We start from the raw sequence: 22,498 nt of genomic DNA, 5'->3' as shown, positions 1-22,498 counted from the left end.
AAGCTATTCTTTCTCACTTTTCTACATTACTCATTACTGATTATTCATTACTCATTTTTAAGGCGGGTAAAAGATAATCCTGTACTATTTTTTCAGATTGCTGGTGTGCATAGGGCTTGTTGTAGGCTTGCGCTGTAATTACTATGACAACTGGTATCTGAGTGAAAATAATAATCTTATTTCCTCCATTTCCACTGGATTGGAAAGCTTCATAACTTTTGTTTCCCACCTTGTAAATCTTTCGCCAGAACAGATAGCCATATCCTTCGAAATCAGGATGATCAGGAAAATAATTGGTGAAGGATTTTTTAATCCACTCCTTACTCAATATCGTTTTTCCATTCCAGTTGCCATTATTTTTATACAACTGTCCGAATTTTGCAAGATCCAGTAGTCTCATACGGAGTCCTCCCGCCAAAGAAGGCTTCTGCTGTGGTGTAAACTGCCATTTATAGCGGGTGATTCCGAGTGGCTGGAATAATGTTTTATCTGCATAATTTTTTAAACCTTTTGGAACTGTTTTATCCAAAATATCTCCGGATAATACAACACCTGCCGTAAAGTAACTCCAGTTTTTACCGATTTTATTCCCTGTCAAAGGCAGATCCAGCGTAAACTTTACCCAGTTTTCTGTCGGGTACATATTTTCTTCATTTCCCGGAGAATCAGAATCTTCATCGTTTCCGTCAAATCCCGAACTCATTGTCAGTAAGCTTTTTATAGTAATGTTTTCTTTTTGAGAAGAATAATTTTTAAAAAGTTTAAGATCATAAAATTCTTTCAGAGTTTGATTTTCACTTTTTAAATATCCATCCTGGATTGCAATTCCCGTTAAAGCAGAAGAAAAAGATTTCCCAACAGAGCGCGTATCCTGTAATGAATCTCTTCCGGATCCGTTAAAATATTCTTCAATAAGTAATTTTCCTTCCTTTATAACAGCTATTCCGGTGATATTTTTGAACCTGTTTTCTGCAATTTTCTTATTCAGAGTTCTGATGCTTTCCGTATTGATTCTTTCCTGTGAAATATTCCAACCGCTATTGGACTGAATAGGTTGAATGGCGATTTGCTGCTCTGTAGTGTTTTGAGCAGGAACAGTGAGATTGATTTGTCCTTCTGCAATGACTGATCCCGTTATGATCGTGGAAGTGGTAAGGTAATAAGGGCGGATTTCAATTTTTAGAACATGATTGCCTGCTGAAAGTGCATCAATTCCGTCGTGAGCCATATAAAAACGCATCCATAAATATCTTCCCCATGAATCTTCATTTTTACTGCTGAGAAGAGGAATTCGTAAGCTGGTTTTGAATTTTTTATGGTCGGAAGTTCCCGCTCCTGTATTGAGATTTTCCTGATAAATAAGTTTTCCGTCTACATAAAATGAGAATTGATAATTTCCTTTTTTCAACAATTCATCCACAGTCAAGCCGGGTTCAAGCTGATGAAGATAATTGATCAGCGAGTTATCAAAAAAAGCATGAATACCAAGATCTCCGTTTTCCTGAAATACCGCAGAAGTGAGAATATCTGAATCTTTCAGGTTTTCCAGCGGCGTATTTTGTGAAAGAAAAAGAATCCTTCCATTATTTTTTTTCTGAACCGGATTTTCAATTTTTTCAGGATTGACAATATTGTTGTTTTGCCCGTGATGTAGACAAAATATAAAAATAAAGATCAATAGTAGAAATGATTTCATATCAAAGAAGTATTTAATCAAAAATAATAAACTTCTTTAGAGTGAAATAGAATGAAATTAACATTGCTTTTTTATAATGATCATTACAAAGCAGTGCTAATTGAAAAGCTTTCTGAATTCTCCTGGTGACTGATTTGTTTTTTGCTTAAAAAGTTTGCTGAAAGACTGCGGATGCTCAAAGCCCAGCTCATAAGCAATTTCACTGACAGACAAACTGGTGGTGCTTAAACGTTCTTTTGCTGCATCAATTAATTTATTCTGAATATGCTGCTGTGTATTTTGCCGGGTGTGAAGACGTAAAAGCGTTCCAAGATAATTAGGTGAAATATTCATCTGCCCGGCAATACATTTCACTGTGGGAATTCCGTTTTCAAGGAGGTTTCCGTTTTCAAAATATTGAGAAAGAATGTCTTCAAATTTATATAACAATTCGTGGCTTGATTTTTTTCTGGTGAAAAACTGCCTTTCATAAAAGCGGTCTGAATAAATCAGTAACAATTCAATCTGGGCAATAATCAGATCCTGTGTGAATTTATCAATATTGGCCATATATTCCCGTTCGATATTTTTAAATAGATCAACAAGAATTTTCTCTTCCTTATCAGAAAGGAAAAGTGCTTCTTTCACCTTATAACTAAAGAAATCGTAAGACTTTATTTTCCGGGTTAATGAAGTATTCCACAGAAAATCAGGATGGATAAGCAATAAATATCCTGTAGGTTCTGCTTCTATATCCGGATTGATTTCCAGGCTTAAATACTGTTGCGGGGAAACGAAACAGAGCACTCCGGAGTTAAAGTCATATTGTTGCTGCCCGTAATTGAACTTTGGAGTAACATTTTTTTTCAAACCAATGGAATAAAAATTCTGAATCCATCTCAATTCTTCATTTTCCACAACATACCGGACCTTGCTGTAATCGATCAGGCTGATCAGCGGATGCTCAGGATTCGGAAGTCCGCAGAAAGCATGAAAATCGGATATAGAATTAAAACGAACAGGTTGTTTCATAATAGCTAATTTAGTTGTTTTTTCAAAATGATAACACATTGATTCAAAAAGTCTTCGGCTCCGCTAAGACTGACCTCATTAAAATTTTATATTGAATTCAGGAATATAAATTAAAACATTCAGTATTAGAAATGTCATCCTGAGCGGAGTCGAAAGACATGATTATTTTATTAAATTGCAGTAGAAACAGTCAGGCTTTCCCATTTCTCAGCATCTTTCTTTAAAATATCAATTTTGTTATTCAGAAATTCCATCGTTCCTACACCCAATAATAAATGTACCGGAGGATTTTTCTCTTTACTGATCTGAATCAGAACATCCGCTGCTTTTTCAGGATCGTTAGGCTGATTTCCATTGATTTCATTAAGGTGAACCTGTTCCGAATTTCTCGCTGCTTCATAAGCCTGGATAGGATTGGCAGGCGTTTTCACAGAATCCTTAGTTAGAAAATCGGTACGGAAATATCCCGGGTAAACCACGGTAGCATGAACTCCGAAATCTTTTACTTCTTCAGCCAAAGCTTCCGTAAATCCGGCAACCGCAAATTTTGTAGAACAGTAGATTCCCCAGCCTGGAAAATTAGCAGAATATCCTCCGACAGAAGAAATATTGAAAATGTTTCCTGACCTTTGTTTACGCAGATAAGGCATGGCGTTTCGGATCACATTTAAAGTTCCGAAAACATTTACAGCATAATTTTCTCTTGCTTCCTCATCAGTAAGTTCTTCAAGCGTTCCGATCTGGCCGTAGCCTGCATTGTTGACCACTACATCAATTTGTCCGAAATGGTTTACTGTTTTTTCAATAGCAGATTTGATATCATTATTGTCTGTGATGTTTACGCTGAGCGGAAGGAAGTTTTCTGAACTTTCTCCAATGGTGGAGATCAGGGATTCAACGGTACGGCTTGTTGCAGCAACCTGAAATCCTTCTGAAAGTAATTTTTTCACCAGCTCGAACCCTAAGCCTTTTGAAGCTCCTGTCACGAACCATACTTTTTTTGTTTCCATTTTTAAATATTTTTTTGTTTAAATGATGGTACAAAGATGAAAACTTACGAAAAGGGAAATGTATCCAAATCGGGGAATGATGTATCCAAATCGTGAATGATGTTATTTAACGCGTGTCAGTCTCAATGAAATGCAATGTAATGAAGAATCTCAACAATCAAGTTTCAATGATTTTTCAACAGATTCCTGTATTTCAAAGGAGTAATTCCGATATTTTCTTTAAAACATCGGATAAAGTGACTCTGATCTGAAAAACCACATTCCAGAGCAATATCCGTTAAAGAAGAAGGTGAATTGAGAAGTTCCATTGATTTATTAATCTTTAATTTTCTGAGATATTCCCCCAGATTGCAATGGAAATGTTTATTGAAATCCCTGCTGAGATGAACAGGATGGATGTTCAGTGTTTTGGAAAGTTCCGTAAGACTGAGATTTTCTGTAAAGCTTTCATGCAGAATTTCATTGATCCGGCCTACCCACAAAGGTTTTCTTTCTGTATTTTCCTTCTGATGAGTTAATTGGCTGAAAAGATGCAGTAATAACTGATTAATATTTAGATCAAAAGAAATATCATTGGTTTTGCTTTCCCTGAATATCTGATAGGCCAATAATTTTAAAGCAGGGTTTTTGATATTAAAACTTCCTTCCACTTTATTTTTCTGAATATCAAACCGATCAAACCAGCTTTGCGAAAGCTCAATATGAAAGCCTCTTGTGAAAATATCAGGTTTACTATTATAGTGTGGATCTTCCCAATGATGATACAATAATGTTCCTGCAGAACAGCCGTAGGTTTCTTTCCTGTTTCCTTCTGTCATGTTGCCCTGTAGAAGAAAAGTGAAATAAGCATTTTCATGATAATGCCAGTCTACGTAAGGATGAGTATACTCCGTATCGGTGATGGTCAATCCTTCCAAATTGACCATTTGATTGGTTTCCCCGAAATATTCGCCGCTACGAAGACTGTTCATGATAAATTTTGTTTTAATCTGTCGATCTGTTCATACATCTTATTAAAAAATATTTTCCTCTCTCTGTTTCCGGATTCGTTCAGTGATCTTGAGTTTTTGATCTGATGTTCAAAATAGCTCAGAGAATCTTCGCACGTCATTTTATCATTGGTCATCATATACCCAAACATGCTGAAAGGCACAAAAAAGGAACACTGTTCTTCATTTTTGAATAAAATACTGTTGTTTAAAATTACTAAATCATTGACATAGATCTGAAAATTATTTTTTTCCAGCGTTTTAGTCTCCAGTTCTTCCAGTAATGTTCTTAGGTCTTCAAGAATAAGATCCACTTCATTTTTCTTTAATAATCCCATTTCATAATAGAACGAAATTTGTCTCAATACACTCATAATGGTAGTGTCATTCCATATTTCCGTTACATTTTGTTTATCATAAAGATCTTTCAGCATCTCGTTTTTTATAGAATGGTATTCCATAGTAAACTTATGGAAAGGGCTTAAGAACTTATCCTGATTCAGTAAATTCATCCATACATAAAACTTGAAACGGGATAACATTGAATCTGAAATGGTATAAAAAAACGGGATATCTTTTGCAGAATAAAATACTTTGGAATTGTTAATGTTCTGAAAAACATTCAAAATCTTCAGAGAGTTTTCAAAATAGTTTAAAAGATCTTCCGTTGTTTTTACAGGCTGTGTTCTTTTGACAACCAATTGATTTTCCGTTCCCAGAAACTGATCCAATGAGATCTGATAGTATTTGGCGAGCTCCAATGCTTCCTCAAAACTGAACTTGGCTTTCATAGAAGTTCTTCTGTGAGCGGCATCATAACTGATATTAAGAATGTTGGCGATCTCATCATTCAAAGATTTCTCACCAATTTTTCTTCGGATTTCCTTTAATAAAGCCTCCTGGTGCATAGTTTTGTGATTTTCACAAATGTAGTATTTTTTGTGGAAAGAGTTTTTGATTTTTTGTTTTTAGAAGGCTGGAAGCTGGGAGAAGGGAAGAATTGCATGTCCAAAAAATTAATAACAATTTAAAAGTAATCAGATTTATAATCACTATTACTATTGATCACTGAAAATAACCTGCAGGCTCCTTCTGCCGGCTTTCAACCCGCATTTTGCGATTTTCACAAACCGGGTATATTTTTTAATTTTTTTTCACATTCGGAACTGGATCTTCTGCCGATAATTTTGAACTGTAATTTTAAAATAACGAGTTATGAAAACACGGATCTTATTAATAGCAGTTCTTTTAGTCAATACTCTGATGTATGCCTCAGACAACCTGAAAGTAGATTCTTTGAAACCAAGACTGATTGCCGCTTCACCCTCAAAGACTGTAAAAAATGTCAACGGAATTTTATTTAAATATTATGATGAAGAAGATCATTTTAAGCCTAAAAAGGTAAATGGCTTAGGCATGGGATTCAATTTTGTGGGCATTTTCTTGCCGCCATTGATGCTTTTCAATTTACAGCCACCGGGAAATCATGATTATGTAATTGTTCCCCGCAAAAAAATGAATACTATTAACGGTCTGCAGTTGTCGCTTATCAATATGGAACCTACCGTCACAAACGGACTGGAAATTAATGTATCGAGTAATATCAATACGTATGCGGTGACCAATGGAATGTCTGTTTCTCCCTTTTTTAATGTGCATCACGAGATGAAAGGTGTTTCTGTAGCGCCATTGGCCAATATCGGGCAGAAATGCAGAGGAATCCAGATCGGTTTGTATAATCAGTGTAAGGATTTCCGGGGCATCCAGATTGGTGGATGGAATGAGAACGGAAGAAGGAAGCTTCCTCTTATCAACTGGAATTTTAAGAAACAGAAAACAAAGGAGGCGTTGCAGGAGAGTCGCCAAAATAAGTTTTAACCATTACATCATCAAGCCATGAAAAATTATATGCTGATCTTATTTTTACTGATGCTGTCAATACGTATTTTTTCACAAAATACAGTGAATGATACCTTGAAAACTCATATTGAAGAATCTTTCGATTATAAAAAATATTACGACTGTGATTTTGGAGAAGGGAATGTTTTGATTGTCATTAAAAAAGGAAAAGAATTTACAGATCTGACAGATTTAAGAAAGTCAGGGAAAGGTTTTGCCATTAAAATGGAAGCCATCTACAGTATGGAATTTGAGGATGGGCAAAGGTATGAATCAAGTGTGGTGAAAAGTATTACCTTGGACAGTATTTCGATCACAAATTTTTTCAATGAGAATGCTGCGAAGCTCGCAGGACAGCCCTTTAAATTAATTACCTATCCTCTGTCATCTTTGAAATATGTCCGCTTTATTGACGACAGAATGCTGTCCTTGTATAGCAGGAAAAATATTCAGAAGAATTTTAATCTTATTGTAAAGAAAATGGATAGGGCGAAAATGTGTCCTGCAGTAATTCAATTCAGAGATAGAAACAATGAAATGAAGGTATGTCATTTTTATCTGACCTCTCAAGGATATGATCTTCTCTATGAAAACAACGGAAGGGTATATTATATGGAAGGTAAAGTAGAATGGAAATAATTTTTGAAGAGAGTACAGTTTTTTAAGGCTGTTCTCTCTTTTTGTTGATTAATTTCCATTACTTCTAATGAAAATATGGATAAATACACGAAAAAAGCAAAAGCTGTGGTGTATCTACTGAAGAAAAATAATATTTTTGTAATATAGCCAGGATGACTGATGAAAATAAAATATTTACTACTGTGTTTGATTATGGGAATGGTGTTTTCTCATGCAAAAGCCCAAAGTATAGAAAAAAATAACCTGAGACAACGGACTTATGAGGAATTGGAAAAAGAATTCTATAGTAACCGTGTGGGAGAGGGAAACAGTAAAATTATTGCACAAAGTTATCTTAAAAAGGCAAAATCTGAAAAAGCGGTTAATCATATTGCTGAAGGATATGTTATGCTTCATTTTGACGAAGATTTACCCAATGCATTAAAATATCTTGACAGCTTACAACAGATCACCAGGAATTCCAAAGAAAATACCTATCCCGCAAGAACCTATTTATTAAGAGGAAACCTGTATTTCAAGACTGATAATCTCCAGGCTGCATTAAACAATTATATCCTGGGATTAAAATATGCAAAAGAAAAGGGAAATAAAAGGCAGATTGCCATGGCACATATCAATATTGCCTACCTGAATAATTATATCGGAAAACATCAGGAAACAGCAAAAGTACTGAGGCACTATGCTTATGATACCGATTATATGAATGAAGATGAAAAGAAATCCCTTAAATTGAATCTGGCAGACGCCTATATAGAGATCAATAAAATGGATTCTGCCTATGCGCTGATACAGGAAGGTATGCTGGATTCCCAAAAAAACAAAGATGCTTACCGCTATCATCAGAACCTTGGGCTGCTGGGATCTTATCATCTGCATTTGAAAAATTATAAGAAAGCAATTAATGCCTTATTGGAGTGCGAAAAATATTTCTTTACAAATACTAATGATAAGAGAGACCAGAATTACACTCTTTTATATCTGGGGAAATCCTATGCCGGGCTTCAGGAAAAAGAAAAAGCAGCAGGATTTTTCCACAGGATCGATTCTTTGGTTCTTAAAACGAATTATATTTATCCCGAGCTGAGAGATGTTTACACTTACCTGATTGATTATTATAAAGAAAATAATGATAAAGAAAAACAGCTGTATTATGTGGACCGTTTTTTAAAAGTGGATCAGGTGCTGTATACTCAGTTCAGGTATATTTCCAGAGAGCTTCCCAGAAGATATGATACTCCGGAGTTGCAGCAGGAGAAAGAAGATATTACCAATGAAATTACAAAAAGAAAAAGCCTCTTTTATATCGTGCTGAGTCTTTTGTTGATTTCCCATTTGCTGTTTATAAACGTTTATTTTAAATATAAAAAATCTGAAAAGAACTATAAAAAGATCGCTCAGGATCTTATTCAATCCGTTAATGAAAACAGGGTAGGGAAAAAAAGTGACGGGGAAATTAAAAAGGAAATTTTATCAGAACCTCTTCTCACAGAAAATACAGAAGATAAAGCATCAAGAACTATTTCTGAAGATATTGCCAGGAATATTTTACATGAACTTGAAATATTTGAAAACAATGATCAGTTTTTGAATAAAGGAATCACGTTGGGAAGTCTGGCCAAAAAAATAAAAACAAACTCAAAATATCTGTCAGAAATTATCAATACTTACAAAGGGAAAAATTTTGCAACCTATCTCAATGATCTTCGTATTGATTATGCCATCAGCAGACTGGCCAATGACAAAAAGTTCAGGTCTTATAAAATTCCTTTTATCGCCGAAGAATTAGGGTATAATAATGAACAGGCTTTCACTTTAGCCTTTAAAAAAAGAACCGGAACACCACTTTCTATCTATCTGAAAGAAATTGAAAATATGTCTTCATATTAATTTAATCAACTGGCTTTTAATTATTTATTGTTTATAAATTCATGTTTTTAGGTATATAAATTTATGAATCTATAAACCATTCACTTGTATCATTCTTCCACTTCCTGCATCTTTGCTTCAGGTAAAAACACAACCATTTATTTTGTATGTGCACAATACAAGATATCAGTTTCAAACTCCTGATTATTTAAAATTCAGGTCTGGAATTCTATCAGAAAAATGAATAACAAATGAGGATAAAAACAGAAATAATAACCAGAAAATTAAATGTAAATAATGAAGTACTTGTTTAGAAATTGAGAATATAAAGTGTAGTGATCATTTAAAAATCATTAAACAGTATAAATCCGGTGAATCCGCCACAGTTTAAAAGTATAGTATAGTCTAAAAATGGATGTAAGCCCCGGTAATGACCACGAACGTATCACCTAAAAACTAATAACCATTTCAATAACTAATTCCATGAAAACTCAGAATAAAATCATATTTTATTCTTTTTAAAAGTGATAGTGAAGTGTTCATTCCGGGTATTCCGGATTTTATTGAAGTTCAGGATAATATTGAGTGGAAATGTACCTGAAAATGAAGAAGAGTTCGAAGAAGAGAAGGTGAATTTCCTGAACTGAGAGTTTAAATACCAGTTAAATGATTTTTAAAGACAGCGCAATCATCAAGTTGCGCTGTTTTTTTGTAACTTTGCAGACATTAATTTTTATATAAAAAATTTATCATCAACAAATGAAAAAGCAAACGATCAAAGAAATCCTAAAGGATTACAAGAAAGTATTACATCATGACATTACTGTTTACGGATGGGTAAGATCCTTCCGTGCTAATCGCTTTATTGCGCTTAATGATGGTTCTACGATTAATAATTTGCAGATAGTTGTTGATTTCGAAAATTTTGATGAAGCAATCATCAAGAATATCAGTACGGCTTCTTCCCTGAAAGTGGTAGGAGAAGTGGTGGAAAGCCAGGGAGCAGGACAATCTGTGGAAATTATTGCTAAAAAGATCATTATTTTAGGAGATAACTTTACAGAAGAACTTCAGAGTACAATTCTTCAGCCTAAGAAACACAGTCTTGAGAAACTTCGTGAGCAGGCTCACTTAAGATTCAGAACAAACCTTTTCGGAGCGGTGTTCAGAGTGCGTCACGCAGTAAGTTTTGCTGTTCACTCATTCTTCAACCAGAATCAGTTTTTCTATATCAACACACCAGTCATTACAGGAGCAGATGCAGAAGGTGCAGGTGAAATGTTTGGGGTAACCAACTTTGATCTGAACAACATGCCGAAAACTGAAGAAGGTGAAATTGATTTTGCACAGGATTTCTTCGGTAAAAAAACAAACCTTACCGTTTCAGGACAGCTTGAAGGAGAAACTGCAGCTATGGGATTGGGAAGAATTTATACATTCGGACCTACTTTCCGTGCTGAAAATTCCAACACGACAAGACACCTTGCCGAGTTCTGGATGATTGAGCCGGAAGTAGCATTCAACAACCTTGAAGATAACATCGACCTTGCGGAAGATTTCTTAAAATATGTGATCCAGTATGTATTGGATAACTGCAAAGATGATCTTGAGTTCCTGGATAACCGTTTTGCGGAAGAACAAAAGACAAAACCGGAAAAAGAAAGAGCAAAAGAAGGTCTTATCGAAAAACTTCAGAATGTGGTAGCGAAGCGTTTCAAGCGTGTAAGCTATACGGAGGCGATCGAAATTTTATTGAACTCTAAAGAAAATAAAAAAGGAAAATTTGTTTACCCTGTTGAAAAATGGGGAACAGACCTTCAGTCTGAGCATGAAAGATACCTTGTTGAAAAACACTTTGAAAGCCCGGTAGTATTATTTGACTATCCGAAAGAAATCAAAGCTTTCTATATGAAACTGAACGATGACAACAAAACCGTTGCTGCTATGGATGTTCTTTTCCCTGGTATTGGTGAAATCATCGGAGGATCTGAGAGAGAGGCAAGATTAGATGTCTTAAAACAGAAAATGGCAGATATGCACGTAGATGAGCATGAACTTTGGTGGTATCTTGATACCAGAAAATTCGGTTCTGTACCGCATGCAGGCTTCGGTTTAGGATTGGAAAGACTGGTTCTTTTCGTAACAGGAATGACGAATATCAGAGACGTAATTCCTTTCCCTAGAACACCGAAAAGTGCTGAATTCTAGAACAATAAAAAAAGCCTTAATCACAAGTTAAGGCTTTTTTTATTCTTTAATAGTTTATTATATTAGGACAAGTAATGCAAAAATCATGCTAAATGTGTTTTTTGTCAAATAAATTTATTAAATTCGTAGAATATGTTATGTTAAAACGCCAAATAAGAATATGCTTAAACAACACTTACAACTCAAATTAGGACAGAAGCTGGCCCCTCAGCAGATTCAGTTGATGAAGCTTATTCAGCTTCATACTCTTGAATTTGAAGAGGAGTTGGAGAGAGAGTTGGAAGAAAACCCAGCTTTGGAAATTGCAAAAGAAGATTCTAAGGAAGATGACTATTCTTCCCTTGAAGACGCTTATCAGGATGAGGGTACAGACAGCATTGAGACAGATTTCGACGTCAACGAATATATCTATGACGATGAACCCAGCTATAAAACCGCATCCAGTAACTATTCTCCGGATGATGAAGAATTTGATAATGAGAGTCTTTTAACGGAAGGACAGTCCTTATATGATTATCTTACAGAACAGATTCACCTGGTGAATATCGGTGAGGAAGATCTTAAGATTGCAGAATACCTTATCGGAAATTTAGATACAGACGGATACCTGAGAAGAGAGATCAAATCAATTGTTGACGATCTTGCCTTCTCACAGGGAATATATACCACTAAAGAAAGAGTGGAAGATATCCTTGAAAATTATGTTCAGAAGCTGGATCCGCCGGGAGTGGGAGCAAGAGGTCTTCAGGAGTGTCTTTTACTGCAGATCGAAAAGAAAGTAAGCTCTGATAAAGCTGTTTCTTTGGCTGCCAATATCTTAAGACATCAGTTTGACGCCTTAACCAATAAGCACTATAACAAGATCATTCAGAAATATGATATTGAAGAAGATGATCTGAAAGATGCGCTGGATGAAATCTCAAAATTATCTCCGAAAGTTGGAGGAAACTTTGATACCCAGACGATTACGATCAATCAGGAAATTATTCCGGACTTTGTGATTCAGGTGAAAGATGGGCAGGTAATTCCTATGCTGAACAGCAAAAATGCGCCTACTTTAAGAGTGTCTGAAGAATATAAAGATATCCTGACAACCTATTCCCATGATAAAAACTCATCGGAACACAAGCAGGCTGCTTTATTTATCAAGCAAAAACTGGATGCTGCAAAATGGTATATTGATGCAATTAATCAACGCCAGAATACCTTATTACAAACGATTACAGCGATTGTAAAGTTCCAGAAGGACTATTTCATTACAGGTGACGAAAAGTCTCTGAAACCGATGATCTTAAAAGATGTTGCTGATATTACAGGTTTTGATATCTCTACCATTTCAAGGGTGGTAAAAAGCAAATATGCTGATACGCCTAACGGGATTGTATACCTTAAAGATCTGTTCTCAGACAGTTTAACCAATGACGATGGAGAAGAAGTTTCTACCAAAGAGATCAAAACCCATCTTCAGGAAGTGATCAGTAAAGAAAATAAAAGAAAGCCGCTAACAGATGATGCGTTGGTGGTGATCCTGAAAGAGCAGGGCTATAATATTGCCAGAAGAACGATTGCAAAATATCGTGAACAGCTCAATATTCCTGTCGCAAGATTAAGAAAAGAACTTTAAAATATAAAAAAGCATTTCAGACTGAAATGCTTTTTGTTTTTTAATTTTAGCCCTGTTTTACATGTTCCAGGCCCAGCTCCCTCATTGAAATTTCCCTCATTTCCACCTTTCTTATTTTTCCGGAAATGGTCATTGGGAATTCATCTACAAATTTCCAGTATTTCGGAACTTTATAGTGGGCTATCCTTCCTTTGCAGTATTCCTGAAGTTCTTCTGCCGTGATGGTAAATCCTTTTCTCACCTTTATCCAGGCCATTACTTCTTCCCCGAATTTCTCACTCGGAACTCCAATGATCTGAACATCCAGAATGTTGGTATACGTATATAAAAAGTCTTCAATTTCTTTAGGCGAAATATTTTCTCCGCCACGGATGATGAGGTCTTTTATTCTTCCTGAAATGGTAATATAACCGTCTTGGTCCATTACAGCCATATCTCCGGTATGCATCCAGCGGGCATCATCCAGTACTTTCTTTGTATTTTCAGGATCATTCCAGTATTTCAGCATGACAGAATATCCTCTGGTGCAAAGTTCACCATGCTCTCCACGTTTTAAAGTCCTTCCGTTTTCATCAATGATTTTGATCTCAAGGTGATCCTGAACGGTTCCTACAGTGCTGACCTGTTTTTCCAGCGGTGTTCCTATTAAAGTCTGAGTAGATACTGGTGAAGTTTCCGTCATCCCATAGCAGATGCTCATTTCTTTAATATTCATCAGGCTTTCCACTTTTTTCATAATCTCCGGAGGGCATACGGAACCAGCCATAACACCGGTCCTTAAACTTGAAAAATCATAGCTGTCAAAATCTTTTACTGCCAGTTCCGCAATAAACATGGTTGGCACGCCATACAAAGAAGTGCATTTTTCGTCTGAAACAGCTTTTAAAGTAATCTCCGGATCAAAGCTGTCATTCGGAATTACCATACAGGCTCCGTGAGCTGTGCAGCACATATTTCCGATAACCATCCCAAAGCAGTGGTAAAAGGGTACCGGAATGCAGACGCGGTCTTTCTCAGTATATTTTAATCTGATCCCGATAAAATAACCGTTATTGAGAATATTATGATGAGAAAGTGTGACCCCTTTCGGGAAACCGGTTGTTCCGGAAGTATATTGGATATTAACAGGATCGTCAAACTGTACATGTTCTTCAAAACTGTGAAGTACTTCGTCTGAAATTTCCTGGCCGTTATTCACAAAATATTCCCAGTTTTCATCAAAGAATATTTCATGCTCCAGGGTTGGACAAACTTCTTTTGCATATTCAACCATTTCTTTATAATTGCTGGTTTTAAAGCTTAAAGAAGAAAAAATAAAACGAACTTCGGACTGATTGAGTACATAGGTCAGTTCATGAGTTCTGTAAGCCGGATTGATATTCACTAAAATAGTTCCTATCCTGGCAGTGGCATACTGTAAAAGTACCCACTCATAACGGTTGGAAGACCAGATCCCGATTCTGTCACCTGCTTTTGCTCCTAAAAACAATAAAGCTTTTGCAACAGCTGTGGTCTGATTGTAAAATTCCTGATAAGTCGCTCTGTAATTCTGATGAACGCAGACAAGTGCTTCCTGGTGAGGGTATTTTTCGACAGTACTTTTAAGATTGGCTCCGATGGTCTGTCCTAATAATGAAACGTCAGAAGTTCCATACACATAAGATAAGGGCATAGTTTAAGATTTGGTGGAATAAAATTACTGATTATATCCCGAACTATGCCTATGTATATTAATTTTCCTGAGAATCTATCTCTTTAAGCTGCTTAAGATTTTTATCAAGCTTTTTAATAATAGTACCATATACCAGTCTGTAATAAACCCAGATCATAGATACTGCCAGTAGTGTGCTGACAGTAATTCCAACAATAATGATGGTGAGACTGGAGCTGGTAGGCTGTATATTCTGGGAATCTAATATATATAATATAAAAGCGATCAGCACAAAAGTGAATAGCAGCAGCAATACAATGCTGATCAGAATAAAGGCATTCACCGTTCTTTTGAATTTGATGATTCGTGTGATAAGCCCTTTCAGATTTTCCTCGATCTTTATTTTCCGGTAATTCTGATAGAATTTCAAGACGAAATAAGCTGTAATCAACAAGCTTAAGATTTTTATAGCCAGATAGGCATGGCCGAAGTTGCTTTCTACTTCAGGAGCTTCCTGCGCACCCAATCTTGTCAGCATTTTACGAAAACTTTCCGACTCTTCTTCCTGAAAAAAGTAGAACAACCCAAATACAGAAAAGAACAGGAATTCAATAACGCTGATCCAGAAAATATACTTCACATAATTACGTGATTTTCTATTCAACATCTGAAGAATCTCCTTGTTGTCATATTTAGGCTGGACAGGTTGTTCCTGCCATGTTTTCTTAAAGCTATCTAAATCAAATTCAGGCATATTTTTCCATCTGTTCTTTAAGGGTTTTCTTTAATCTGTTCATTTTTACACGTGCATTAACTTCAGTGATTCCGAGGTTTTCTGCAATGTCCTTGTAAGGCAGATCGTCAAGATACATCATGACAATGGCTCTTTCTACATTAGGAAGAGTCTTGATTACCGTATACAAAAGTGATACCTGCTGCTGTTTTTCGTCATCATCTTCCACAAAATCTCTGTGGTTGATATCAAGCTCATTGGTAGGAAGACTTTTGCTTTTTTTTCTAAAGAGGGTAATGGCTGTATTGAGCGCTACACGGTACATCCATGTGGAAATTTTAGAGTTTCCTTTGAAAGAATCATAACTTCTCCAGAGCTGTAACACGATTTCCTGGAAAAGATCCTCTTCATCTTCCAGAGAATTGGTATACAAACGCGATACTTTAATAATCAGTCCCTGATTATCTTTGATAAGCTGCGCAAATTCTTTTTCTCTGGAATCCATAGATATATAATGGCACGAAGATAATAATAAACTGGTAATTAGGGGAAAATTATCATGTAAAATAGTAAAAAGGTAAAAAAACGCAAGAATAGTATTGATATATCTATATCGTTTACTCAGCACTAAGACCATTTAGCCATTTTACCGTTTTGCCTTTTTACCACAAAATTTGTGTACCTTTGCCTCCGCGAGAAAATCGGCTTGTTGATTTCCCGTTTTACGGGAGGTAGGAAAGTCCGGACACCATAGAGCAGCAAAGCGGATAACATCCGTCACCCGTGAGGGTAGGACAAGTGCAACAGAAAGCAGGTACAGTTCGGCTGTAGTGAAACCAGGTAAACTCTTTGCGGTGCAATGATAAGTATATCGGTTCTTTTCAGCAATGAAAATAGGGGCGGCTCGTCCTGAAAGCCGAGGGGTAATCAGCTCAAGTATTGCAGCAATGTAATACGTAGATAAATAACAGGCACTTCTTCGGAAGTACAGAATCCGGCTTACAGATTTTCTCGTGGTTTTTTTTAAGCTGGAAGTCATAGGCTTGAAGAATGAAGTTTCTCAAAACGTAATGATTTTAAATCTCCGTCTTCACGCTTCCATCATCCAACCCTATTTTATTCACTTTCCAATTGTCTTTTGGATTCCTGTAATTCCTGTCTGTCCTTATCGGAAAGAGTAGGATATTTGAGATTCATTTTCTCCAGGGTATCAATAATAATCTGAATAGCTGCTACTCTTGCAAACCATTTACTGTCTGCCGGGATTACATACCATGGAGCATAATCTTTTGATGTTTCATTGATGGCTTCCTCATAAGCTTCCATATATTGGCCAAACAACGCTCTTTCAGGAAGATCTCCGGCTGAGAATTTCCAGTTTTTTTCCTGCTCATCGATTCTATCCAGAAGTCTTTGTTTCTGTTCATCCTTAGAAACATGTAAAAAAATCTTGACAACGGTTGTTCCATTCTGTGAAAGGTGCTTTTCAAAATTGCGGATGCTCTCATACCTGTTTTCCCAGAATTTGCTGTCAAAATCTTTTACGGAAGACCATGTCTTTTCACTCAGATTATATTCAGGATGTACTTTGCATACCAGAACGCTTTCATAATGAGAACGGTTGAAAATCCCGATCATTCCTTTCTGTGGCAGTGCCAGATAATGCCTCCATAAAAAATCGTGAGAATATTCTTTGGAGCTTGGTGTTTTAAAGCTGGTTACATTACATCCCTGAGGATTCACTCCTCCGAAAACATGCTCAATCATACTGTCTTTCCCTGCTGCATCCATAGCCTGTAATACCACCAGCAAGGACTGGCTTCCATCAGCATATAATTTTTCCTGCAGCTCACGAAGTTTTTCTTTCTCCTGAATCAGCATTTGCTCTCCTTCTTCTTTAGTGAGCTTTCCATTATAAGATGTTGATGCTTTTTTTATCGAAAATTTTCCGTTTACCTTAAAGTTATCTGAGAAATCGGTGTCCATATTTTTTTTATTTAAAGATAAAAGTAAAAAGATAAAAGTAAAAAGATAAAAGTAAAGATGTTATTACAATTCAATAGGGGTGGGCTTTAGCCCAGCCATTTAAAAAAGACCGAAGGAGCTAAAATCTGAATCATATATATGATCAGCGTCCATACATTTACTGCCACCTATGACCTATCATCTTCCACCTAATCAAACATAAATGTAATAAAAAAACCGCCCCAATGGAGACGGTTCTTTTATTTTTTTGAGTAGAGATTACTTCGCAGCAGTCTTTTTTGCAAGTTTTGCAGCTTTTTTCTCAGCTTTGGCAGCCTCTTTCTGCTCAGCAGGAGTCAGTACTTTTGGTTCAGGAGCATTTGCGTCTACGTTACCTTTGATGTAGATTACACTTCTGTTGTTTGCAGGGTCATTAGAGAAAACCTCAATCATTTTGTTGAAAGGGCCAGGGATCGCTGTATTGTATCCAACCTTGATCTTCGCAGACTTTCCAGGCATGATAGGGTCCTGGCTGAATTCAGGAGTTGTACATCCGCAAGAAGGTTTTACATTTGAAAGAATCAAAGGCTTATCCCCTGAATTCGTTACTGTAAAGAATCTTGTACCGTCAGCATTAGGCTTAATAGTACCGTAATCGAAAGTCGTTTTATCAAATGTAATGGTTTGTGCAGATGCCAGAGCAAATGTCCCGAATAGTGCAATTCCTGCAATTAATTTTTTCATATTCTTGAATGTTAATACGTTTGTTAGATAAATTTTGTGAAACAAAGTTAAAAATTATTTTAATTCATGCTTAAAAATTTTTTTCTTTAGACTATTTTTGCAAATTGCAAGCCAAAGAAATAGAATTTATGCAGATTTCAGAAAAGTACAATCCACAGGAAACAGAACAGAAATGGTACAATTACTGGCTGGAAAACAAATATTTCCACTCAGAACCTAACGACAAACCACCCTATACCGTGGTCATTCCTCCGCCAAACGTGACGGGGATACTGCACATGGGGCATATGTTGAACAATACCCTTCAAGATGTTCTGGTCCGTCGTGCAAGAATGCGCGGGTTTAATGCTTGTTGGATTCCGGGAACAGACCATGCTTCAATTGCTACTGAAGCTAAAGTTGTTGCTAAATTGAAGTCTGAAGGAATCAATAAGTCAGATATTACCCGTGAAGAGTTTTTAACCCACGCATGGGACTGGACTCACAAATACGGAGGAACTATCCTTGAGCAGTTGAAAAAACTGGGATGTTCATGTGACTGGGACAGAACCCGGTTCACTATGGAAGATAAACTTTCGCAGCAGGTTATCAAAAGTTTCGTAGACCTATATAATAAAGGACTCATCTATAGAGGATATAGAATGGTGAACTGGGATCCGGAAGCGAAAACCAATATTTCTGACGAAGAAGTTATCTTTAAAGAACAGAACGGAAAATTATATTTCCTTAAATATAAGATTGAAGGTTCAGAAGAGTTCCTTTCAGTTGCTACTACGCGTCCTGAAACTATTTTTGGGGATACAGCAGTATGTATCAATCCGAATGATGAAAGATATGCACACCTGAAAGGTAAAAATGTAATCGTACCGATCGTTGACAGAGTAATCCCGATTATTGAGGATGAATATGTTGATATTGAATTCGGAACAGGAGCTTTGAAAATTACTCCTGCACATGATATCAATGACTACGAAATCGGACAGAAACATCAATTAAAAATGATTGATGCGCTGGATGATGATGGAAATCTTAATGAGCATGGTTTACATTACGCAGGGAAAAACAGATTTGACGTAAGAAAGCAGATCGCTAAAGAACTTGAAGAGAAAGATCTTTTGCTGAAAGCAGAAGATTATGTAAATAAAGTTGGAACATCTGAGAGAACAGGTGCTGTTATTGAACCTAAAGTTTCTGTACAATGGTTCCTAAAAATGTCTGAAATTGCTAAACCCGCTTTGGATGTAGTAATGGATGACGAGGTTAAGTTCTATCCAGAGAAGTTTAAAAATACCTACAAACACTGGATGGAAAACATCCGTGACTGGAATATTTCCCGTCAGCTGTGGTGGGGACAGCAGATTCCTGCTTATTACTATGGAGAAGGAGAAAATGATTTTGTAGTAGCAGAAACTAAAGAAGAAGCTTTAGAACTGGCCAAACAAAAAACAGGAAATTCGGGTCTGACCGCAGAAAACCTTAGACAAGACGATGATGCATTAGACACATGGTTCTCATCATGGTTATGGCCAATGTCTGTGTTTGACGGATTACTTGATCCTGAAAATAAAGATATCAACTATTATTATCCTACTTCTGATCTGGTTACAGGTCCGGATATTATTTTCTTCTGGGTTGCCAGAATGATTATGGCCGGATTGGAGTACAGAAAAGAAGTTCCGTTCAAGAATGTTTATTTTACAGGAATTGTAAGAGATAAGCAGAGAAGAAAGATGTCAAAATCTTTAGGAAACTCTCCGGACCCTCTTGAATTAATGGATAAATATGGAGCAGATGGAGTACGTGTAGGAATTCTATTGAGTTCTGCCGCGGGTAATGACCTTCTTTTTGATGAAGATTTAATGCTTCAGGGAAGAAACTTCATGACGAAGATCTGGAATGCATTCCGTCTAATCAATATGTGGAATCATGAAGAGAAGCCAGCTATTGAAACCGATAATCAGGCTATTGAGTGGTTTGAAAACAAGCTTAATAAAACAATTGCTGAAATTAATGATCAATTCGAGAAATTCAGAATTTCTGATGCATTGCATTTGATTTATAAATTAATTTGGGATGATTTTTGCGGTTGGTATCTTGAAGCGATTAAACCTAACTATGGCGAAGGAATTTCTAAAGAAGTATATCATAAAACGATCTATTTCTTTGAAGAATTGATGAAGCTCCTTCATCCTTTCATGCCATTCCAGTCTGAAGAGATCTGGCAGTTGATTTCAGAAAGAAGTATTGATGATGCGCTGGTTATTGCTCAACAGAAGAATGCAGAAAGCTTTAATGAAGAAGTAATTAAAAACTTTGAAATCACAGCTGAATTGATTTCAGGAGTTAGAAACTACCGCCAGACAAAAGGAATATCACTAAGAGAAGCAGTTGAGGTTTATACCAATGCATCTGAATTTGCCAATGAAGCTGTAGTAAGAAAACTGGCTAATGTTTCTGAAATCCACTTCGGACAGAAAACAGATAAACCGAGCTTTACATTCCTGGTAGGAGCAACTGAAGTTTCTATTCCTTTAAGTGAAAACTTAGATTTAGGAGAGGAAAAAGCTAAAACTGAGGAAGAACTGAAATATTTGAAGGGATTCCTGGTTTCAGTAGAGAAGAAGCTTTCCAATGAAAAATTTGTTGCGAATGCAAAACCGGAAATCGTAGAAGTAGAGCGTCAAAAGCAAAAAGATGCTCAGGATAAGATTGCGATCCTTGAAGAAAAACTGAAAAGTTTATAAAGTATAGACAATAAATTTGTCAGAAATCTCAGGCTGGATACAGATGAAAATTGTATCCAGCCTGATGGTTTAAAAGAATAAATACAATGACACACATAGAAAACATAAAAAAACTATTCTCGAAAGACTTTGTAGAAAGTCCGTTGCTGGAAAGTTTTGAAGTAGGAAAGATCTATCTTTCCAGCGGAAAGCTGGTGGCCTGTGATCCTTTAATCACTAATGATATGCTTCCTTTTACCACAGAATTTCCGAAAGGTGATTTCTCTGTAATACTACACAAAGAACGAGAAAGTAACTGTGTGGCTTATGCCGAAATTATATTCAGCAATTCTGAAGTTAAAGATTGGAAACTGGCAACCACAGCAGGACAGAAAATAAAAGATCTTGAAGAAGGAGAGGTGTTTGGATATCCTGTGGAAAGCGGGATGGGATGCCTGATGGATGTCGATACCCAAAACAGTCTTAACGAACTGGAACAGAGATTGTATCAGAATAAAGGAGGAGATTTTATGGGAATCTATGAAGAGTTTTTCCATGATTATTTCTTTGATGAAAACGGAGCAATAGATCAATATGCCTTTCTTAAACCGGCAAAAGAACATCCCGGAACCATCTTTGCTTTTGAAACCGGATATGGAGAAGGATTTTATGCCAGCTATATCGCTTATGATAAAGATCAACAACCCGTGAAAATAATTACTGAATTTATTGAGATAAGTTAATTTTAAATTAGTTATTTTTGAGACACAATTTTGTCAGTTATAAATTTTAAAGCTAATACAAAACACAATGAATTTCTCATCAGAACAACCTCGTATTATTGTTGTGGGCAGCTCATCGATAGATTTGGTTCTTGAAACCGAAAAACTTCCTTTGCCTAACGAAACCGTCTTAGCTGTCAAATCAGATAGTTATTTTGGAGGCAAAGGTGCTAATCAATCAGTAGGTACAGCCAGGTTGGGAGCAAGTGTATACTTTATCGGATGCGTTGGGATGGATCCTCTTGGACAGCAGATCATGAGGAATCTGGTAAGCGAAAATGTAAATGTAGGATTTGTTCATGAAACAGATAAAGAAGCTACGGGAACTGCCTATGTAACGACTTCTCACGGGAATGCGGCAATTGTTGTAGTACCTGCAGCCAATAAATATCTCAGCAAATCGCATATAGATGAAGCAGAGAAATATTTCAACACCACCGATCTTGTGCTGGTACAGCTTGAAGTCTCTATGGATGTTGTAGAGCATACCGTTAAAAAAGCTAAAAAATATGGGAAAAAGGTAGGATTGTATGCCTCACCTGCCATGAGAGTCAGTGAAGAAATTTTAGAAATGGTTGACTTTATTGTGGCTAAGAGTAATGAGCTGTACGTTATTTTTGGGGAAGAAAAAAGAGAAGAAGTTCTTAAAAAATATTTCAATAAGGTATTTGTAAGGGATGACACCAATTCAACCATTTACTTTGATGGTACAGAAATGAAATATTACAGAAACGATAAAGACGAAAAAGTATATAAAATGGGAATGGGGGATGCATTTACATCAGGATTTGCCATTGCATTATGCCATGGGAATTCTATCGAAGATTGTGTGAAATTCGGGAATGAAGTTTCATCAAGGGTTTCCGGAGGTAAAGGCTCTCAGACAGGATTGCCAAGAATCTCAGATTTCTTTTCCTAAAGCTATTTACGACATATCAAAAGTCTGAAACTTAACATA

General features: G+C 36.3%; 18 protein-coding genes and 1 other RNA gene. 9 read left to right on the top strand and 10 right to left on the bottom strand.

Annotation, left to right across the window (positions count from 1 at the left end; translation table 11 throughout):
- Positions 1-40: 40 nt before the first annotated feature.
- The 5 genes from DEU40_RS12095 to DEU40_RS12075 form a co-directional block, all read right to left on the bottom strand.
- On the bottom strand, positions 41-1,696 hold the full coding sequence (locus tag DEU40_RS12095) for a serine hydrolase domain-containing protein (RefSeq protein ID WP_110010065.1): 1,656 nt from the start codon (positions 1,694-1,696) through the stop codon (positions 41-43).
- 96 nt (positions 1,697-1,792) lie between these two features.
- A complete protein-coding gene (locus DEU40_RS12090; protein ID WP_110010098.1) occupies positions 1,793-2,707 on the bottom strand; it encodes a helix-turn-helix domain-containing protein in 915 nt (304 codons plus the stop codon).
- Positions 2,708-2,877: 170 nt separating this feature from the next.
- A complete protein-coding gene (locus tag DEU40_RS12085; protein ID WP_110010064.1) occupies positions 2,878-3,717 on the bottom strand; it encodes an SDR family NAD(P)-dependent oxidoreductase in 840 nt (279 codons plus the stop codon).
- Positions 3,718-3,881: 164 nt separating this feature from the next.
- A complete protein-coding gene (locus DEU40_RS12080; protein WP_110010063.1) occupies positions 3,882-4,688 on the bottom strand; it encodes a helix-turn-helix domain-containing protein in 807 nt (268 codons plus the stop codon).
- On the bottom strand, positions 4,685-5,614 hold the full coding sequence (locus tag DEU40_RS12075; RefSeq protein ID WP_110010062.1) for a helix-turn-helix domain-containing protein: 930 nt from the start codon (positions 5,612-5,614) through the stop codon (positions 4,685-4,687). The genes DEU40_RS12080 and DEU40_RS12075 overlap by 4 nt, the downstream gene beginning before the upstream one ends.
- A gap of 307 nt (positions 5,615-5,921) precedes the next feature.
- Here DEU40_RS12075 and DEU40_RS12070 point away from each other — a divergent pair, with 307 nt between their 5' ends.
- The 5 genes from DEU40_RS12070 to rpoN all read left to right on the top strand — a co-directional run bounded on the left by DEU40_RS12070 (position 5,922) and on the right by rpoN (position 12,942).
- On the top strand, positions 5,922-6,584 hold the full coding sequence (locus DEU40_RS12070; protein ID WP_110010061.1) for a hypothetical protein: 663 nt from the start codon (positions 5,922-5,924) through the stop codon (positions 6,582-6,584).
- An 18-nt stretch (positions 6,585-6,602) separates the two neighbouring features.
- On the top strand, positions 6,603-7,244 hold the full coding sequence (locus DEU40_RS12065) for a hypothetical protein (RefSeq protein WP_110010060.1): 642 nt from the start codon (positions 6,603-6,605) through the stop codon (positions 7,242-7,244).
- 159 nt (positions 7,245-7,403) lie between these two features.
- The gene (locus tag DEU40_RS12060; RefSeq protein WP_110010059.1) at positions 7,404-9,131 is read left to right on the top strand and encodes a helix-turn-helix domain-containing protein; all 1,728 of its coding nucleotides are present in this window, start codon (positions 7,404-7,406) and stop codon (positions 9,129-9,131) included.
- A 738-nt stretch (positions 9,132-9,869) separates the two neighbouring features.
- Positions 9,870-11,318 carry an asparagine--tRNA ligase gene (asnS, locus tag DEU40_RS12055; protein ID WP_110010058.1) on the top strand — a complete coding sequence of 483 codons (1,449 nt, stop codon included), beginning with the start codon at positions 9,870-9,872 and terminating at the stop codon, positions 11,316-11,318.
- Between the two features lie 160 nt (positions 11,319-11,478).
- The gene (gene rpoN, locus DEU40_RS12050) at positions 11,479-12,942 is read left to right on the top strand and encodes an RNA polymerase factor sigma-54 (protein ID WP_110010057.1); all 1,464 of its coding nucleotides are present in this window, start codon (positions 11,479-11,481) and stop codon (positions 12,940-12,942) included.
- A 46-nt stretch (positions 12,943-12,988) separates the two neighbouring features.
- Here the strand turns inward: rpoN and DEU40_RS12045 are convergent, their stop codons facing one another.
- From DEU40_RS12045 to DEU40_RS12035, 3 genes are read right to left on the bottom strand one after another with little or no spacing between them, the layout of a single operon-like run.
- Positions 12,989-14,614: an AMP-binding protein gene (locus DEU40_RS12045; protein ID WP_110010056.1), complete on the bottom strand. Its 1,626-nt coding sequence runs from the start codon at positions 14,612-14,614 to the stop codon at positions 12,989-12,991.
- Positions 14,615-14,672: 58 nt separating this feature from the next.
- Positions 14,673-15,347, bottom strand: a complete 675-nt coding sequence (locus DEU40_RS12040; protein WP_110010055.1) for a beta-carotene 15,15'-monooxygenase — start codon at positions 15,345-15,347, stop codon at positions 14,673-14,675.
- Entirely contained in the window at positions 15,340-15,831 is a 492-nt protein-coding gene (locus DEU40_RS12035; RefSeq protein WP_002976998.1) for an RNA polymerase sigma factor, read from the bottom strand. Before DEU40_RS12035 ends, DEU40_RS12040 begins: the two co-directional genes overlap by 8 nt.
- Positions 15,832-16,019: 188 nt before the next feature.
- On the opposite strand from DEU40_RS12035, the gene rnpB reads away from it, so the two are divergent.
- Positions 16,020-16,344: RNase P RNA component class A (gene rnpB / locus DEU40_RS12030), an RNA gene on the top strand.
- A 98-nt stretch (positions 16,345-16,442) separates the two neighbouring features.
- Here the strand turns inward: rnpB and DEU40_RS12025 are convergent.
- Both DEU40_RS12025 and DEU40_RS12020 read right to left on the bottom strand, forming a co-directional pair.
- On the bottom strand, positions 16,443-17,312 hold the full coding sequence (locus DEU40_RS12025) for a polyphosphate kinase 2 family protein (RefSeq protein ID WP_110010054.1): 870 nt from the start codon (positions 17,310-17,312) through the stop codon (positions 16,443-16,445).
- A gap of 258 nt (positions 17,313-17,570) precedes the next feature.
- Positions 17,571-18,035: a DUF1573 domain-containing protein gene (locus DEU40_RS12020; protein ID WP_110010053.1), complete on the bottom strand. Its 465-nt coding sequence runs from the start codon at positions 18,033-18,035 to the stop codon at positions 17,571-17,573.
- A 128-nt stretch (positions 18,036-18,163) separates the two neighbouring features.
- On the opposite strand from DEU40_RS12020, the gene DEU40_RS12015 reads away from it, so the two are divergent.
- From DEU40_RS12015 to DEU40_RS12005, 3 genes are all read left to right on the top strand, one after another.
- Entirely contained in the window at positions 18,164-20,779 is a 2,616-nt protein-coding gene (locus DEU40_RS12015; RefSeq protein WP_110010052.1) for a valine--tRNA ligase, read from the top strand.
- Positions 20,780-20,865: 86 nt separating this feature from the next.
- The gene (locus DEU40_RS12010) at positions 20,866-21,501 is read left to right on the top strand and encodes a DUF4241 domain-containing protein (protein WP_110010051.1); all 636 of its coding nucleotides are present in this window, start codon (positions 20,866-20,868) and stop codon (positions 21,499-21,501) included.
- 67 nt (positions 21,502-21,568) lie between these two features.
- On the top strand, positions 21,569-22,459 hold the full coding sequence (locus DEU40_RS12005; RefSeq protein ID WP_110010050.1) for a PfkB family carbohydrate kinase: 891 nt from the start codon (positions 21,569-21,571) through the stop codon (positions 22,457-22,459).
- Positions 22,460-22,498 lie beyond the last annotated feature (39 nt).

The sequence above is a fragment of the Chryseobacterium sp. AG844 genome (assembly GCF_003182335.1).
Classification (GTDB): Bacteria; Bacteroidota; Bacteroidia; order Flavobacteriales; family Weeksellaceae; genus Chryseobacterium; species Chryseobacterium cupriresistens.
This window is presented reverse-complemented; position numbering and strand designations above follow the sequence as displayed.

Excerpts from the sequence above, each read along its gene's own strand:
- DEU40_RS12095 (WP_110010065.1), bottom strand. The coding sequence starts at position 1,696 with ATGAAATCATTTCTACTATTGATCTTTATTTTTATATTTTGTCTACAT.
- DEU40_RS12090 (WP_110010098.1), bottom strand. The coding sequence starts at position 2,707 with ATGAAACAACCTGTTCGTTTTAATTCTATATCCGATTTTCATGCTTTC.
- DEU40_RS12085 (WP_110010064.1), bottom strand. The coding sequence starts at position 3,717 with ATGGAAACAAAAAAAGTATGGTTCGTGACAGGAGCTTCAAAAGGCTTA.
- DEU40_RS12080 (WP_110010063.1), bottom strand. The coding sequence starts at position 4,688 with ATGAACAGTCTTCGTAGCGGCGAATATTTCGGGGAAACCAATCAAATG.
- DEU40_RS12075 (WP_110010062.1), bottom strand. The coding sequence starts at position 5,614 with ATGCACCAGGAGGCTTTATTAAAGGAAATCCGAAGAAAAATTGGTGAG.
- DEU40_RS12070 (WP_110010061.1), top strand. The coding sequence starts at position 5,922 with ATGAAAACACGGATCTTATTAATAGCAGTTCTTTTAGTCAATACTCTG.
- DEU40_RS12065 (WP_110010060.1), top strand. The coding sequence starts at position 6,603 with ATGAAAAATTATATGCTGATCTTATTTTTACTGATGCTGTCAATACGT.
- DEU40_RS12060 (WP_110010059.1), top strand. The coding sequence starts at position 7,404 with ATGAAAATAAAATATTTACTACTGTGTTTGATTATGGGAATGGTGTTT.
- asnS (WP_110010058.1), top strand. The coding sequence starts at position 9,870 with ATGAAAAAGCAAACGATCAAAGAAATCCTAAAGGATTACAAGAAAGTA.
- rpoN (WP_110010057.1), top strand. The coding sequence starts at position 11,479 with ATGCTTAAACAACACTTACAACTCAAATTAGGACAGAAGCTGGCCCCT.
- DEU40_RS12045 (WP_110010056.1), bottom strand. The coding sequence starts at position 14,614 with ATGCCCTTATCTTATGTGTATGGAACTTCTGACGTTTCATTATTAGGA.
- DEU40_RS12040 (WP_110010055.1), bottom strand. The coding sequence starts at position 15,347 with ATGCCTGAATTTGATTTAGATAGCTTTAAGAAAACATGGCAGGAACAA.
- DEU40_RS12035 (WP_002976998.1), bottom strand. The coding sequence starts at position 15,831 with ATGGATTCCAGAGAAAAAGAATTTGCGCAGCTTATCAAAGATAATCAG.
- DEU40_RS12025 (WP_110010054.1), bottom strand. The coding sequence starts at position 17,312 with ATGGACACCGATTTCTCAGATAACTTTAAGGTAAACGGAAAATTTTCG.
- DEU40_RS12020 (WP_110010053.1), bottom strand. The coding sequence starts at position 18,035 with ATGAAAAAATTAATTGCAGGAATTGCACTATTCGGGACATTTGCTCTG.
- DEU40_RS12015 (WP_110010052.1), top strand. The coding sequence starts at position 18,164 with ATGCAGATTTCAGAAAAGTACAATCCACAGGAAACAGAACAGAAATGG.
- DEU40_RS12010 (WP_110010051.1), top strand. The coding sequence starts at position 20,866 with ATGACACACATAGAAAACATAAAAAAACTATTCTCGAAAGACTTTGTA.
- DEU40_RS12005 (WP_110010050.1), top strand. The coding sequence starts at position 21,569 with ATGAATTTCTCATCAGAACAACCTCGTATTATTGTTGTGGGCAGCTCA.